Annotated in this window: 13 protein-coding genes; 7 read left to right on the forward strand and 6 right to left on the reverse strand. The window is 53.8% G+C overall.

What is annotated here, in order from left to right; translation table 11 throughout:
- Positions 1-28: 28 nt before the first annotated feature.
- Positions 29-850 (reverse strand): creatininase family protein, encoded by an 822-nt coding sequence (locus tag AKG35_RS06585; RefSeq protein WP_011130601.1) that lies wholly within the window; start codon positions 848-850, stop codon positions 29-31.
- Between the two features lie 69 nt (positions 851-919).
- On the opposite strand from AKG35_RS06585, the gene AKG35_RS06590 reads away from it, so the two are divergent.
- Genes AKG35_RS06590 through pgeF form a run of 3 tightly spaced genes read left to right on the forward strand, consistent with a single transcriptional unit; the run spans position 920 to position 3,932 of the window.
- Positions 920-2,185, forward strand: coding sequence for a S1 RNA-binding domain-containing protein (locus AKG35_RS06590; protein ID WP_011130602.1), 1,266 nt, complete (start codon positions 920-922; stop codon positions 2,183-2,185).
- Positions 2,182-3,081, forward strand: coding sequence for a Tab2/Atab2 family RNA-binding protein (locus AKG35_RS06595; RefSeq protein ID WP_011130603.1), 900 nt, complete (start codon positions 2,182-2,184; stop codon positions 3,079-3,081). The genes AKG35_RS06590 and AKG35_RS06595 overlap by 4 nt, the downstream gene beginning before the upstream one ends.
- Positions 3,078-3,932: a peptidoglycan editing factor PgeF gene (gene pgeF, locus AKG35_RS06600; protein WP_011130604.1), complete on the forward strand. Its 855-nt coding sequence runs from the start codon at positions 3,078-3,080 to the stop codon at positions 3,930-3,932. The genes AKG35_RS06595 and pgeF overlap by 4 nt, the downstream gene beginning before the upstream one ends.
- Here pgeF and AKG35_RS06605 read toward each other — a convergent pair.
- From AKG35_RS06605 to hemH, 5 genes are all read right to left on the reverse strand, one after another.
- Positions 3,917-5,593, reverse strand: a complete 1,677-nt coding sequence (locus AKG35_RS06605; RefSeq protein WP_011130605.1) for an NAD(P)/FAD-dependent oxidoreductase — start codon at positions 5,591-5,593, stop codon at positions 3,917-3,919. The two genes, pgeF and AKG35_RS06605, sit on opposite strands and share 16 nt — an antisense overlap.
- A 73-nt stretch (positions 5,594-5,666) precedes the next feature.
- On the reverse strand, positions 5,667-6,932 hold the full coding sequence (locus tag AKG35_RS06610) for an ABC transporter substrate-binding protein (protein WP_011130606.1): 1,266 nt from the start codon (positions 6,930-6,932) through the stop codon (positions 5,667-5,669).
- Between the two features lie 110 nt (positions 6,933-7,042).
- A complete protein-coding gene (locus tag AKG35_RS06615) occupies positions 7,043-7,405 on the reverse strand; it encodes a hypothetical protein (protein ID WP_011130607.1) in 363 nt (120 codons plus the stop codon).
- Positions 7,405-9,186, reverse strand: a complete 1,782-nt coding sequence (gene ilvB / locus AKG35_RS06620) for a biosynthetic-type acetolactate synthase large subunit (RefSeq protein ID WP_041384501.1) — start codon at positions 9,184-9,186, stop codon at positions 7,405-7,407. Before ilvB ends, AKG35_RS06615 begins: the two co-directional genes overlap by 1 nt.
- Positions 9,187-9,394: 208 nt before the next feature.
- Entirely contained in the window at positions 9,395-10,570 is a 1,176-nt protein-coding gene (gene hemH, locus AKG35_RS06625) for a ferrochelatase (protein ID WP_011130609.1), read from the reverse strand.
- 74 nt (positions 10,571-10,644) lie between these two features.
- Between hemH and AKG35_RS06630 the strand changes: the two genes are divergently transcribed.
- The 4 genes from AKG35_RS06630 to pyrH all read left to right on the forward strand — a co-directional run bounded on the left by AKG35_RS06630 (position 10,645) and on the right by pyrH (position 14,195).
- Positions 10,645-11,808, forward strand: coding sequence for a site-specific integrase (locus AKG35_RS06630; protein WP_011130610.1), 1,164 nt, complete (start codon positions 10,645-10,647; stop codon positions 11,806-11,808).
- The gene (locus tag AKG35_RS06635; protein WP_011130611.1) at positions 11,805-12,434 is read left to right on the forward strand and encodes a class I SAM-dependent methyltransferase; all 630 of its coding nucleotides are present in this window, start codon (positions 11,805-11,807) and stop codon (positions 12,432-12,434) included. The genes AKG35_RS06630 and AKG35_RS06635 overlap by 4 nt, the downstream gene beginning before the upstream one ends.
- A gap of 43 nt (positions 12,435-12,477) precedes the next feature.
- Positions 12,478-13,170 carry a cob(I)yrinic acid a,c-diamide adenosyltransferase gene (cobO, locus tag AKG35_RS06640; protein WP_011130612.1) on the forward strand — a complete coding sequence of 231 codons (693 nt, stop codon included), beginning with the start codon at positions 12,478-12,480 and terminating at the stop codon, positions 13,168-13,170.
- A 311-nt stretch (positions 13,171-13,481) separates the two neighbouring features.
- Positions 13,482-14,195, forward strand: coding sequence for a UMP kinase (gene pyrH / locus AKG35_RS06645; RefSeq protein ID WP_011130613.1), 714 nt, complete (start codon positions 13,482-13,484; stop codon positions 14,193-14,195).
- Positions 14,196-14,231 lie beyond the last annotated feature (36 nt).

The raw sequence follows: 14,231 nt of genomic DNA on the forward strand, positions 1-14,231 counted from the left end.
GGAAAATTGACTCAAGCCGCCCTTTAAATCACAAGCATTCTGGTTCTCTCACCGGAGGCCATTGGCTTCCCATCAGGCTGATCAGCAAATTAACCCAGTGATCAACCAAAGCCTGCTCCAATGCTTTCCCTAGCGCAGCATTAGCCTCTCGACTATCACCGATCACCCCGGACTCACTGAAATCGTCCGTAAGCCAAGCACATGGAGCATGGCCCTCAAGGCTCCAACCCATCGGCGGAGTGGTAGATAGGCCAGGGGTGTAGTGGTCACCATCGACAGGGCGATCAAGCCCTACCAGCTCAGGCGCCATGGACAGCATCAGGCTGGTCTCAGCCAGACCAGCATGCAGGCCTACCTCACGCTCACTTTCAGGGAGCAAATCCTTTAATGCCCCGACACCACTCCAGAGAAAACAGGGCAATACAGCCATCGCAGGGCATTGAGCACGAAGCTGCCGAGCCGCCACATGCAATAAGCCAATCTGGCCTCCATGTGCATTGAAAAGCAGCAAACGACGAACTCCCATGGCCGCCAATTGCTGACCAACTTCGATGACCAGCTGAAACATCAGGTTCGCTGAAAGGGAAAGAGTTCCTGGGAATGCCTCATGTTCCGGAGAAAATCCCAATGACTGGGCTGGCAACATCCAGATCGGCAGGTCAGCAGGCAAGCGTTCAAGGACCTCTACCAACATCCGCTCTGCGAAAAAAGCGTCCGTTATCAGAGGCAAATGCGGACCATGCTGTTCACAGGCCCCGAATGGCCAAACCAAGGTGGATCCCTCCAGACCAACCGCTTCTGCAGCCTCTGGCCAGCTGAGATGGTCAAAACGCCTGCAAGAAATAGACATCAGCCCCAATCTGCGAACAGAACCCCACCCTGCCTGTCAGAATGCTTGATCGACGACCCCAAGGCCCCCATGGCGGGATCAGGCAGTCCGCAGCCCAATAGACCAAAGCCCCCTAAACCCGCAGCGGAAGCCCCTCGCAAGCCCCTGCAGGTCATGCACATCAGCAAGCGTGGGGAACAAGACAAGCTAGTGCGAGAAGCCGCCGAAATAACTTCACCTGGCAGTAAAGCAACTGCAGCATCAGGCCAGCTCAGCAACGCCCCCAATCGATCCGTCTCAGCTGATGCAGCCTCAGATGAGAGTCGTTTTGATCTCGGCGAGCTGCAAAACATGACGATGGCCGATCTACTTGGTCCGGCCGATCAGTCACGCCGAAGCGCTTCGGCCCCAAAGGGCATCGATCATCGCAACGAAGAAGGGCAATCCAACCCAGCACGCAGTGTCGACGATTTCGACTTCGATGAAGACGCCTTCTTGGCTGCTCTCGATGAAAACGAACCAATTGGAACCACAGGGGAAGTGGCTACAGGCAAGGTCATCGCTTTGGAAAGTGATGGTGTTTACGTCGACATCGGCGGGAAAGCACCAGGCTTTATGCCCAAAAATGAATGCGGCCTTGGCGTGATTACCAACCTCAAAGAGCGCTTCCCAAAGGGTTTAGAGGTCGAAGTACTCGTCACTCGAGAGCAAAATGCCGATGGGATGGTCACCATCAGCTGTCGAGCTCTAGAGCTGCGTAAGAGCTGGAGCAAGGTGCAGCAGATGGAGAAGGAAGGCAAGGTCGCCCAGGTCAAGGTCAATGGATTCAACCGTGGTGGAGTGACCTGCGACCTTGAAGGCCTGAGAGGATTTATTCCCCGCTCTCAGCTCCAAAATGGAGAGAATCACGAAGCGCTTATCGGAAAAACCCTTGGTGTGGCATTCCTGGAAGTCAATCCAGAAACCCGCAAGCTGGTGCTTTCAGAGAAGCGGGCCGCTACCGCCGCCCGCTTCTCTGAACTTGAAGTAGGACAGCTCGTGGAAGGTCAAGTCGTAGCAGTGAAGCCCTACGGTTTCTTCATAGACCTAGGCGGTGTGAGTGGCCTCCTTCACCAATCCATGATCACCGGTGGCAGTCTTAGATCCCTGCGGGAGGTATTCAACCAAGGCGATCGAGTCAAAGCCTTGATCACCGAAATGGACCCTGGTCGCGGACGCATTGCCCTGAACACAGCCCTACTGGAAGGACAACCGGGCGAACTCCTAATTGAAAAAGATAAGGTTATGGCTGAAGCGACTGATCGAGCCAACAAAGCTCGTAACGTCCTTAGGCAGCAGGAACAGTCAGCAGGATGATTGCTGCCAATACGCCCAACATCACAGACCAACACCCTAAGACTGACTGGGAGCTCGACTTCTACTCGCGACCAATCCTTGAATCTGACGGCAAAAAACGTTGGGAGTTGTTAATTAGCAGCTCACAGGACCCGTCAGGAACTGCACCATTCCGCTGGGTAAAACGCTGCCCTGCAGGAGAAGTCAATTCACTGTGGCTGACCGACGCCCTGAGAGAGGCCCTTAAAGACTCTCAGGAACAAGGCTGGGAGGCCCCTCTCAGGCTTCGCTGTTGGCGTATATCGATGCGCACCATGGTGCAACGGGCTGCCGCAGAGCTTGGCATCGAAGTCATTCCAAGCCGCAGAACCTATGCCCTACTCGACTGGCTCGCCGAGCGAGAACGGGATGTCTACCCCCTTGAGGAGGGCTACATGGCTGGTCCACTGGCTCCTCCCCCAACTCCGATACCAACACCCCCAGTACCTCTACCTGAGGCTGTAAGGGGAGACGCCTGGAGCTGGGCCTCCCTACCCTTAGGTTTGCTACGCGAAGCCCAAGAGTGGCCAATCGGCTTCGGCGGCCTACTACCAGTTGGAGCAAACGACAACGACAACATCCCCGTGCCAGGTGTACGGATGTTCAGTCAAACCCGTGCTTTGGCTCTAGCAGGCTGGCTTGGAGGCCTGGAACCAGTTTGCTTGGCCGTCGATGGCACGCAGCTGATGCTTGAAGCAGGTCAAGACGATCGCTGGCTGGTGACGGATTTGGATGACAAAACAGCCACGGCAGTTCAACAGAGCCTCCTAGAGGCAAGAGAGCAAGCCGGCGGACTGCAATTCATCTCTGTGCAGACCTCCCCAGAGGAAAAACGATTTGCTGGTTTCTGGATGCTGCGTGACCTGCCGCAACCATGACATCGCTGGGGCCGGCAACGGAAACTGACAACCAAGACCCGCTTGCCACTCCAGATACCCTTTTCAACCAACTCAAAGGATGGACCTGGGTTGGTTGCTATGGGGGCTACTACCTGCAGGCCGACCTTCTACAAAAAGCTGGTTTCGAACATGGATTCTTCACGCGACGCTGGCAAGATCGAGGCCCCGATCAACTAGCTGGTTACCTAAGCGCAGGCATTAGCGTTCATAGACCCCAACAAGTTCATGGCGGCAAGGTGCTCCCAGCCTCACAAGCCAACCGCCCACCCTGGCCGGAAGCTGATGGCCTCGTAAGCGACAGGGGTGGACAAAGTCTCTGGGTCTGCACTGCCGACTGCACTCCAATACTGATTGCCGACCAGTACACGGGGCATGCAGCCGCATGTCATGTGGGCTGGCGAGGCGTAGCCGCCAAAATCCTGCAGGAAGCTCTAGCAAAGTTGGAATCTCGAGGAGCAAAAATCGAGACTCTGCTTGTTGCTCTAGGACCAGCTGTAAGCGGGTCCAACTATCAGATTCAAGTTGATGTTGCAGAAGCTGTGGCCAAAAGCCTCGAAGCAGATCCAAACAACCCACCAATCCAGCTGGAGAAACGGCTCTCCGCACTAAAAGAACGAGGCATTCTCGATGCAGACAAACAGCCACAGCGATTGCGTCTCGACATTCGCTTGGCTGCTGCTGAACAACTAAAACGAGCTGGGTTAAGCAGCGAGCAGATCAGCAGTTGCCCGCTATGCACAGTGACAGAGCCCAGCCTCTTTTACTCATGGCGCAGGGACCACATCAAAGCTGTGCAGTGGAGTGGAATCGTTGCTCAAGCTGAAGACTGAGCAACCACAAGCTGTTTCGCCAGGGCTTCTGCAGCCCTAATCCCATCAATGCCAGCCGAAAGGATGCCTCCGGCATAACCAGCCCCTTCTCCAGCAGGAATCAGCCCAGTGGTGTTAAGCGACTCAAAGGAGTTATCCCTGGGAATACGCACAGGCGATGAGGTACGGGTCTCAACCCCAGTGAGTACAGCATCAGGATGCTCATAGCCTGGTAAACGCCTAGCGAAGGCCGGCAAGGCCTCTCTTAAAGCCTCAATCAACGGAGCCGGCAACATCTGATTGAGGTCAACCAACGTGATCCCTGGCAGATAAGAGGGAATCACCTCACCAAGGCAAGTTGTAGGCCTGCCCGCCTGGAAATCCTCCTGGCGCTGAGCAGGGGCGCAATATCCACCCCCTCCAAGCTGAAAAGCCCTTCGTTCCAAGTCCCGCTGCAAGGCCACTCCTGCCAAAGGATCTCCTGGCCAACGCTCATAACTGCACAAATCCTGATGCTCCAAATTCACAACCAAGGCACTGTTGGCATTGCGTTCATTGCGCGTGTGTTGACTCATGCCATTGGTAACCACGCAATCTGCTTGCGATGTAGCACCCACCACAACTCCCCCCGGACACATGCAGAAGCTATAGACAGAGCGGCCATTACGAGCGTGATGAACCAACTTGTATTCCGCATGGCCGAGTTGTGGATGACCCACCATTGGACCCCAGCGCGCGCGATCGATCAGAGGCTGGGGGTGTTCGATGCGGAGTCCTACAGAAAAGGGCTTGGCCTCAAGCTTCACGCCAACCCTTTCCAACATGGCGAAGCTGTCCCGGGCTGAATGACCCAGGGCAAATAACACATGCCGACTGCTAATTGTGCTGCCATCGGCAAGCTTCAGCCCTACCACCTGCAAAGGCTTGCCAGTGCGTGAATGATCTAAATCTCGCCGCAGCAGCAATTCATCAACTCGAGTCTCAAATCGAATCTCACCACCAAGCTCCTCAATTCTGGCGCGCATTCCACGCACCACCGTGGCCAATTTGTAGGTGCCAATGTGAGGTCGGTGCACCGTAAGGATCTCTGGATTGGCTCCACTGGCCACCAATTCTTCAAGCACCTTGCGCCCATAGTGTTCAGGGTCACTCACCTGGCTATAAAGCTTTCCGTCTGAGAAAGTCCCCGCCCCACCTTCACCGAATTGGGCATTGGAATCAGGATTGAAAGGCCGCTGTCCCCTCCAGAAAGCAAAGGTTTCTAGCGTGCGCTTTTTGATCGACTGACCGCGCTCCAACAGCAAAGGCTTGAAACCCATCTGTGCCAGAAGCAGAGCTGCAAAGTAACCACAAGGGCCTGCACCCACCACAACCGGCCGCTGCGTTTCTACTTGAGGGAAATCTGTTGGCGCCTGCGCAACTGGGTAATAGCGGGTGTCTGGAGCCTTACGAATCTTTTGATTGCCTGCGTGGCGTTTCAACAGAGCAGCTTCCCCTCGAACCTTCACATCCGCGCTGTAGATGAACTGGATCCGCTCATGACGTCGAGCGTCAATACTTCGTTTCACCAGCCTGTGATTGATGAGCTGGGAAGGCGGAATACGCAACCGCTTAAGGATGACTGCTTCGATCGCCTCTGGCGAATGATCAAGGGGAAGCTTCAACTCACTCAACCGCAACACGTCATCACCTCACACGTAAAGCGCATCAGCTCCATCCAATCCTGATTCAATCCCAGCAGATTCGAGTTCTGCCTCAGTCAGACCCCAAAGCAGAAACTCGTGTAAAAACTGTTGTCCCAGAAGGTGTCTGTCCTGCTCGCAAAGCAAAACTGCTAGCGGCGCCCTCCAAACGCACTTGTTTGCCTTCGAGCCGCAAGCGCAAAGCTTTGCAAAGAGGCTGGGGTTCACTTTCTGCATCAACCCATCCAAGAGGATCAGCGCTTCCCTCTGCAGAAGCTAGAGAAGCAGAAATCGTTGACAGCGCAATTATTCGAGCAGTATCAAAGCCAGCAGCGGCCAACAAATCGGGCGCCTGCCCCCAATGCTGCTCAAACGATTCAGAAAATTTCTGCCAACCAGGCCCCCGTGAGGATTGCTTCAACAAGAGCTGCTCCCAGGCTTCTGGACCGATATCACTCGCCAAATCCGATGATGCAAGCCATACCCAGGCTGGATGTTGTGGTCCCCGCCCAAGCGATCCATCCATCTGCGCCTTTTTCAAAGCCTGCGCAAGAGGACCTGATGGGCGAGACGCCAAGACAAGAGCATCAGGTCCTAGCCAGACCAGGTCCTGCTGCAAACGCTTAAGTCGTTCGCCATCGTCAGGATTCACGCTCTGCACCAACTCGGGCTCGTAGCTCTCCACCCTCCCCCCAAGAATTTCAAAGGCTTCAATAAAAGATTTCGCTGCAGCAACACCAAGCTCAGATGGATCTCGCACCACCATGACGCGGCGCCAACCCTGCTCCATTACTCGCTGAGCCATGGCCTGATGATCATCGCGAACAGGTGCCACCAAGAACCACAGGCGTGAACGTGCATCCAGCTCACCAAGACTTCGTAACGAAGCGCCCCGCTGATAAGGCAACACCACACTGAGATTGCGCTTAGACGCCAGAGCAGAAAAAGCACGAAGATCCGCAGCAGGAGGCGCCACGACCAACTTCAACCGCGGGTTACCTGATAAAGCCACAGCAGGATCATCATCCAGATTGAGAAGACGCAACTTCACAGACGCCAGCGAAAGACCGCAACCTCTTACCTTCTCCTCTCCCAACTGGAAGCCCTTGAGGAAGATCTCATTGGCACCTTCTACAGCAGAGCCCTTTGGCAACAGAACCACCACAGATGGAGACAGCAGCCCACTTGCCGAAACCGCCTGACAGCCAAGGAGGCTGGCAAAAATCATCAACCAGCTCCGCCAGGGAGCCTTAAAGAACCTTTGCCTCCAAGACCCACTTGCAATGGAATCTGCAGCCAAAGACGAACCACTTGAAGGGGCCGCTTGGGAGGGGGCCATGATCCTGAAGACCCAACGTCATCAGAGTAGGGCTGATGGATCAGACACCTCTGGCTTTATCACAAGATCTTTCTAGAGAAACAATTTGATCTTGCAGAGCCACTCCTATCTCAAGCCTGAGGCGAATCGCACGTTAAACGACCTAAACCAGCAGCCGCTAGCCCTGCACTGAGATCTACATCGCTGCCGATGGAGGTCACCCGCGCCAAAAGCACACCTTCGCTAGAACCTTCTGGGCGCAGATTGACCCGCCGGCGCCTTGGTAGCTCTGACTTCAACCAAGCCATCGCTTCCGCCTCATCAGATTGATCCACCTGCAAACAAGCAAGACGAACGGTATAGGTTCGGTTGTGGTCACCAACCAGGAGCAACGAGGAGCTACTCACACGCAGCACTTCCGCCGCCATGACAGGCAATGGTGCGATGAACAAAACAAGCAGAATGCTTAGAAGAACAAACTGCAGTCGTTGCATCACAAAGAAACCCCAGAAAGTTCAGGGTGGTTAGATAAACCCACCATTTGAGCGTTGCTCTTGCCAGGAGGAACCATCGGATAGCAATTTTCATCACGTCGCACATGCACGTCGATGAGCATCGGACCTGGAGTCGCAAGGGCCTGCTTCAAACTTGACCTGAGATCCTTTCGCTCAGTGATCAACACCCCGCCAACCCTAAAGGCCTTCGCCAATGCCACGAAATCAGGCATGCCCGGAAGCATGTCAGTGGCTGAATAACGATCTTCGTAGAAGCTTTGCTGCCACTGACGAACCATCCCTTGCCAGTGGTTGTTCACAATCACAATCTTGGCTGGGATGTTGTACTCAATCAGTGTTCCCAACTCCTGAATATTCATCAGGATGCTGGAATCACCAGCGATACAAACAACCTGTTCATCTGGCAAAGCAACTTGAACACCAATAGCAGCTGGCATCCCGAAACCCATCGTTCCCAATCCCGCGCTACTGATCCACTGACGAGGCCCATTCCGTAAATATTGAGCCGCCCACATCTGATGCTGGCCCACATCAGTTGTTATGTAGGCCTCAGGAGCCAAGTCCCTTATCGCCAAGAGCACCTCCTGAGGATAAATTGGCCCCTCCTCAGGCGGAGTCATCAAGGGGTAAAGGTTCTTCCAACTCTCAATACGAGTTAGCCACGCTGAAGTCCTCAACTCAACAGACTTTTGCTTACTCAAGTCGAATAACTTCACCAAGCTGACACCAACATCACCCAATACCGCAACATCAGGACGTCGGTTCTTAGCTACTTCTGCTGGATCAATTTCAAAATGAATCACTCTTGCACGGGGCGCAAAAGTATCAAGCTTGCCTGTAACACGGTCATCGAAACGTGCACCAACAGCGATCAACAAATCACATTCAGTAACTGCAAAGTTGGCATAGGCAGTGCCATGCATTCCCAACATCCCCAAAGCCAAAGGATGTCGCTCATCAAACGCCCCCTTACCCATCAATGTGGTGGTGACAGGTATCTGGTGACGTTCTGCAAAACCCTTAAGACTCTCGTGAGCCCCGGCAGAAATAACTCCTCCGCCAACGTAAAGGAGAGGCCTCTGAGCATCATCAATTAAATCGAGAGCCGCCTCAATTGAGGAAAGTTCTGGAGCCGGGAATCGGTGAAATCCTGCAGGCACGACCGATCCAGGTTCAACTGGCTGATAGTCGAATTCCTCCTGGCCCACATCCTTAGGGATATCAATCAACACCGGACCAGGTCTCCCAGAAGCTGCAATAAAAAATGCTTGAGCAACAACCGAAGCCAAATCACCCGGATCGCGAACAACCCAGGAGTGTTTCACGATAGGCAGCGTGATCCCGAAAATATCAGTTTCCTGAAAAGCATCTGTACCAATGCATGGTCGAGGGACCTGTCCTGTAATCACCACCATTGGAACAGAATCCATCTGAGCCGTGGCGATACCAGTAACGAGATTGGTTGCGCCTGGCCCAGAGGTTCCAAAGCAAACTCCAACACGACCTGTAGCCCTTGCATAGCCATCAGCCGCATGGGCGCCCCCCTGCTCATGGCGAACAAGGATGTGCTTCAACCATCCCTGCTGCTCAGCCTTATAAACGGCGTCGTAAATCGGAAGGATTGCACCACCTGGATAACCAAAGATGATCTCCACACCGTTGCGGCGAAGAGCATCCATCAGGGCATCGGCGCCCGTCATACGCTTTTGCACTTGTTGTGATGAACCACCGAGAGCCGTGGTTGAAGAAGTCAAAGTCACGGCAGTGGCAAAGCATGATCTGCTCCTAAAGATTAAGGGCCTTCCGTACAGATTGCCTATTGGTTCTTCACCATCACCAGCAAAATCAATCCGTCAGTGAGCCTGCTGCCTGCGGGCGAATGCCCCAATACAAATGGACTCCGTTGAGAACAGTCATCCCACAGACGAACCAACCAGAAGAGTGAGACGACCCTTAACGAGCCAACACTCAGAGCAGACCGATCGCGTGCAAAGGGCCATGGCCACTGATCAGCTCCAACAAAAAAGCCGCAAACCCAAGCATGGCTATGCGTCCATTCCATGCTTCAGAACTGGTATTCAAGCCCCATTGCCATCTCTCCTGGGGATAGAACTTCACTCGACCGGCCAGCTTGGCAGCCTCATCGAGATTGATCTCTGGCCCCTCAAGACTGGATCCAACCAGATCGGCCAAACCCTCAATGAATGTGGGGTAAGTATCAAGAGCAGGCACCCGCCTGAAATGAACAATTCCTGCTTCGGTCGCCAGCTCGCGGTATTCGATATCAAGCTCGGCGAGAGTTTCGATGTGTTCGCTCACAAAGCTGATCGGCACAACCACTAAATCACGTGTACCAGCCTCACCAAGCTGCTCAATAACTTGATCGGTATAGGGCTGAATCCATTCCTCTGGACCCACTCGACTTTGATAGGCAAGGGAATGAGGATTGCCATAGCCAAGAAGGTTTTCCAGCTCAGCCATGATCAAAGTCGTACAAGCCTCGATCTCCTTCTGATATGGATCACCTGCTTGTTCGACATAGCTCTTGGGCACTCCATGAGCACTAAAAAACACTTGAGCTTCTTCAGGTACATCACTCAGCCGAACCTGCTCAGCGATCAACTCCGCCATGGCACGAACATATCCAGGGTGGTCGTACCAGCTGCGGATACAACGTATTGGCAGCTTGCGGAAAGATTCATCCGTCTGTCGCAAGCGCTGCAACTCTCGAAAACTCGAGCCACTGGTACTAATCGAAAAATGAGGGTAGAGGGGAAGCACCACCACCTGATCAATCCCATCAGCTTTGATATCTGCGACAGCGGATTCTGTGAATGGATGCCAATAACGCATCGCCACATAGCTCGTGGCATCGATACCGCGTTGCCGAAGCAAGCTCTGCAACTCCCGAGCCTGTTGTTCAGTGATCCGCCGCAGAGGTGAACCGCCCCCGATTGAGCGGTAAGCCTGCTCGGATTTACTGCTGCGCAGCGTGCTGATCAACCAGGCCAAAGGCCTCTGAAGAGCGGGGTTAGGCAGCCGAATGATCTCCGGATCGGCAAAAATATTAAAGAGAAAAGGCCCTACATCCTGGATACGTTCAGGCCCCCCTAGGTTCATCAAGAGGACACCGACCCGGGCCATAGAGAAGAGAGTTCTTTAGAGGGACTTGAGGGTAGCTGCCATCAACGCCAAGGTGGCACCATCCCTACAAGGCCATGGAGCTGAGCAACGAGCTAATCAACATCAACCGTGCCCTGGCTGACAGCGGCATCAACCTGAGAATTGAACAGCGAGGCCAGTGGCTCAATTTACGCGGCGCACTGCCCTGCCGGAATGGAACTGGATTGATCAAAACTCAACGAATCAGTTTGCAGCTTTTGGCAGAACAAAAAGGATTGAAAGAGGCTGAGCGAATTGTGCAACTTGTGCACTACCAACTGCAACGCAAACAATTCGACTGGTCCCAGTGGACGACCAAATCAACACGGAAACAACCTGAACAGATAGCGACAGGGCTTAGAGAAGCTTTGGTCAGCTTTGAAGAAGCATTCTTTACTGATCCATATCGCCGACGGTCACCGGCCGGTAGCCGCAGCACATGGACGTCCGCTTACCTTCCTTACTTACGACGACTCAAAGCCCTAGCTGTTAACAAGCAGAGCTGTTTTGATTCAGACCTTTTAAAAGACACTCTGGCCAGTTATGCAGATGGCAGCAGAAGCCGACAGCAATGCGCCACGGCCCTAGCTGCATTGGCACGCCACCTGGAAATGACACTGCCGGAAGATTGGCGAGCAGAAGCGGATGGATATGGACTGCATCAGGCGCGCTTTCGTCAACTACCCAGCGACAAGCAGATCATCGAGGCGGTGGAGCGCATCCCCAACCCAGGATGGCGACTTGCCTATGGACTGATGGCCACTTACGGCCTGCGCAATCACGAGGTGTTCTTCTGCGACCTTGCTGCTTTAGCGAAGGGGGAAGATCAGGTGCTGCGGGTCCTACCAAACACAAAAACCGGCGAGCATCAGGTTTGGCCGTTTCATCCAGACTGGGTCGAGCATTTTGAACTTGAACAACTAGCAAACAATGCCCAGGCCCTGCCGCCGGTGAATGTCGATCTGCGTCACACCACACTCCAACAGGTGGGGAGAAGAGTGTCGGAACAATTCCGACGCTATCAACTGCCCCTCACCCCCTACAACCTGCGGCATGCCTGGGCGGTACGCACAATCCACATCGGCCTTCCAGACACAGTTGCAGCAAGAATGATGGGCCATTCAGTGGCTATTCATACCCGCACCTATCACCACTGGATCACCCGACGTGACCAACAACAAGCGGTAGATGCAGCCCTAGCTCGACAGCTCAGCCCATGACCTCACCACTAAGAACCTTTGCCTACGAGCATCGCTGGTTTTATGACCTAGTGACAACCATTTCGGCCCTCAGCGTAGGGGGTGTAAAGCGGTTGAGGTCCTTAGGGCTGACTGCTCTTCAAGACAAGATTTCTAAAGGAGCACCAGTTTTGGATCTTTGCTGTGGGTCTGGCGAAACAGCAGCACCATGGATCGAGGCTGGTTTCGCTGTAACAGGTTTAGATCTTTCACCAAAGGCACTGGCACTAGCAGCTGAACGAACCCCCCAACTGCAATGCATCGAGGGAATGGCAGAAAAACCACCGCTGAACACCAGCCAATTTGCGGCCATCCAAATCAGCCTGGCCTTGCACGAATTCAGCTCAGAAGAACGACAACAAGTGCTCAAAGCCTGCATGCGCCTTTTGCAACCGGGGGGTTGGCTAGTGCTGATAGACCTCCATCCAGCAGGCCCCTGCCTCAAACTGCCCCAACAGTTGTTTTGTGCCCTGTTCGAAACTGAAACCGCTCTCACAATGCTGCAAGCAGACTTGCCCAAGCAACTTCGGGAGATGGGTTACAGCACTATTGAGCAAGAACTATTAGCAGGCCGAGCACTACAACGAATCACAGCCCGCCTTCCATAAGCAACCCAACTCAAAGCATGCTCAAGACCTTGCCAACACTTTGATGACCAACCCGCCAGCTCCGCATTCGCCCTCTTCAACCGAACTCGATCACAGCGCAGAAGTTCTCGGCATAGGCGGGCATTTAGCCCCCGAAACCGACCAACAGAGCTACCGCAAACGCATGCAGCGCCGACAAGACATTCAGCGCCAACGTGTAGGAGAACGAGACAAAGAGAAAGGCCTCATCCTTGTGTTCACAGGACATGGCAAAGGTAAAACCACAGCAGCGCTAGGGCTAGCCTTACGCACCCTTGGCCATGGCGAGCATGTTGCAGTCGTGCAATTCATTAAAGGGAGTTGGCAGCCAGGCGAAGCAAAAGCGTTAAAAGTTTTTGGTGACGCATTGAGCTGGCATGCGTTTGGAGAGGGCTTCACCTGGACAACCCAAGACCGGGAAAGAGATCAGCAATTGGTATCAAAAGCCTGGCAACAGGCTCTGATTTACCTCCACAGCAACACCCACAAACTTGTAGTGCTTGATGAGGTCAATGTGGCGATGAAACTGGGATATCTCAAGGTAGAAGAAGTACTAGGGGGGATCACGGAAAGGCCACCCCTAACCCACGTAGCACTCACTGGCCGAGGCGCACCAAAGGAGCTCATTGAACGTGCAGATCTGGTCACAGAAATGACCTTGGTGCACCACCCCTTCAAGGAGCAAGGCGTCAAAGCACAAGCAGGCATTGAGTTTTGAAGCAATCAATCATCTCACCTCTAAATGCACATCCAATAGCTGATCTGTAGCAACAAAAACCGACAGACCGTTCACCAGCAAAGCTCTATGCACAATGAGCTCGCTCCAACAAGAAGGATCCTGTCTGATGCCTTCAAGCGCTCAACAGCTCAGACGGGCCATCACATCGCTGCGACAAAGCACGTTCTCTCGCATCGATCAGGAATGATGACTTCATCCAAGCGAATCTGAGAATCGACAACCCTTCAGACCATCCAGCTCAAGGACGATTCGGAGAAGGCTTGCTACTCTCTTCGGGATCTGGACGATGAATGGCTTACGCGCGAGTCCTTCTAAAACTCAGCGGCGAAGCGCTGATGGGTGATCAGAGTTATGGCATCGATCCAGCAATTGTTCAATCCATCGCAGAGGATGTAGCCAAAGTGGTGGCCAAGGGCACCCAATTGGCGATCGTGGTGGGCGGTGGCAACATTTTTCGAGGCCTAAAGGGTTCTGCCGCGGGCATGGATCGGGCCACGGCCGACTACGTCGGCATGTTGGCCACAGTGATGAATGCCATCACATTGCAGGACGGCTTAGAGCGAGCGGGGGTACCAACCCGAGTACAAACTGCAATCGAAATGCAAGAGGTGGCGGAGCCTTACATCCGTCGGCGAGCCATTCGTCATCTAGAGAAAGGCCGAGTGGTTGTGTTTGGTGGAGGCTGCGGTAATCCATTCTTCACAACTGACACCACGGCCTCACTTCGGGCTGCGGAAATCAACGCTGATGTGGTGTTCAAAGCCACGAAGGTGGATGGGGTTTATGACCGTGATCCCAAACGCTTCCCTGATGCAACACGCTATGACTCACTCACCTTCCAGCAAGTACTAAGCGGCGAGCTGGCGGTGATGGACAGCACTGCCATTGCCCTATGCAAAGACAACAATATCCCGATCGTTGTATTTGACCTCTTTGAACCTGGCAACATCGGCAAAGCAGTGGCTGGCGAAGCAATCGGCTCCCGTATCAGCAATGCAACCTAAACAGGCCATCCCAACTCATCCCTTCACCCAGCCTTC

The sequence above is a fragment of the Prochlorococcus marinus str. MIT 9313 genome (genome assembly GCF_000011485.1).
GTDB lineage: Bacteria > Cyanobacteriota > Cyanobacteriia > PCC-6307 > Cyanobiaceae > Prochlorococcus > Prochlorococcus marinus_D.

Excerpts from the sequence above, each read along its gene's own strand:
- AKG35_RS06595 (WP_011130603.1), top strand. The coding sequence starts at position 2,182 with ATGATTGCTGCCAATACGCCCAACATCACAGACCAACACCCTAAGACT.
- hemH (WP_011130609.1), bottom strand. The coding sequence starts at position 10,570 with ATGGCCCGGGTCGGTGTCCTCTTGATGAACCTAGGGGGGCCTGAACGT.
- pgeF (WP_011130604.1), top strand. The coding sequence starts at position 3,078 with ATGACATCGCTGGGGCCGGCAACGGAAACTGACAACCAAGACCCGCTT.
- cobO (WP_011130612.1), top strand. The coding sequence starts at position 12,478 with ATGACCAACCCGCCAGCTCCGCATTCGCCCTCTTCAACCGAACTCGAT.
- AKG35_RS06610 (WP_011130606.1), bottom strand. The coding sequence starts at position 6,932 with ATGGCCCCCTCCCAAGCGGCCCCTTCAAGTGGTTCGTCTTTGGCTGCA.
- AKG35_RS06630 (WP_011130610.1), top strand. The coding sequence starts at position 10,645 with ATGGAGCTGAGCAACGAGCTAATCAACATCAACCGTGCCCTGGCTGAC.
- AKG35_RS06585 (WP_011130601.1), bottom strand. The coding sequence starts at position 850 with ATGTCTATTTCTTGCAGGCGTTTTGACCATCTCAGCTGGCCAGAGGCT.
- pyrH (WP_011130613.1), top strand. The coding sequence starts at position 13,482 with ATGGCTTACGCGCGAGTCCTTCTAAAACTCAGCGGCGAAGCGCTGATG.
- AKG35_RS06590 (WP_011130602.1), top strand. The coding sequence starts at position 920 with ATGGCGGGATCAGGCAGTCCGCAGCCCAATAGACCAAAGCCCCCTAAA.
- AKG35_RS06635 (WP_011130611.1), top strand. The coding sequence starts at position 11,805 with ATGACCTCACCACTAAGAACCTTTGCCTACGAGCATCGCTGGTTTTAT.
- AKG35_RS06615 (WP_011130607.1), bottom strand. The coding sequence starts at position 7,405 with ATGCAACGACTGCAGTTTGTTCTTCTAAGCATTCTGCTTGTTTTGTTC.